Origin of the sequence: Pseudomonas sp. FSL R10-0399, assembly GCF_009600165.1 — a bacterium.
Taxonomy (GTDB): Bacteria; Pseudomonadota; Gammaproteobacteria; order Pseudomonadales; family Pseudomonadaceae; genus Aquipseudomonas; species Aquipseudomonas helleri.
Map to the genome: position 1 here is coordinate 1 of NZ_WIWK01000299.1, position 483 is coordinate 483.

Consider the following 483-nt stretch of genomic DNA (forward strand, 5'->3'; position numbering starts at 1 on the left):
GTGTTGGTGACCCGTGGCCATCAACTTGGCCGTTATGCGCAAAGCGCCGGGCAGCCGAAACCGCAGTTGGATGAGCGGGTGCAACGGGTGACCGGGGTTGAGGTGTTTGGGGCTTACCGGGAAGGGCAATTGTTACTCGGTGCGCCCCACGACCCGGCGCAAGGCGCCTTGGCCTTCGAAGCCGATGACGTGGTACTGGCCACCGGGCGGCGTGCTTGCCCGCCGGTGATCCCCAATATGTGGCTGCCCGGCGTCATGGATGCGCGCACCGCGTTGATCATGGCCCACGAACAGGCAGTGGCACCCGGTGCGCGTGTAGTGGTGGTCGGTAATGGCGATCAAACCGCCCATGCCAATCGTTTGCGTGAGCTGGGGGTCAATGTGGTGGCGGTCAAAGCCATTAGCGAATTGCGCCGTGTGCTGGGGCGCAACGCGGTGTCGGCGGCACTGTTCGAGCAACCGGTCGCCTGCGACGCGCTGGTC

At 65.0% G+C, this 483-nt stretch carries 1 pseudogene; it reads left to right on the forward strand.

The features are described from left to right. Nucleotides 1-483 (forward strand): annotated as a pseudogene (locus GHO41_RS29530) (FAD-dependent oxidoreductase); the annotation flags it as partial.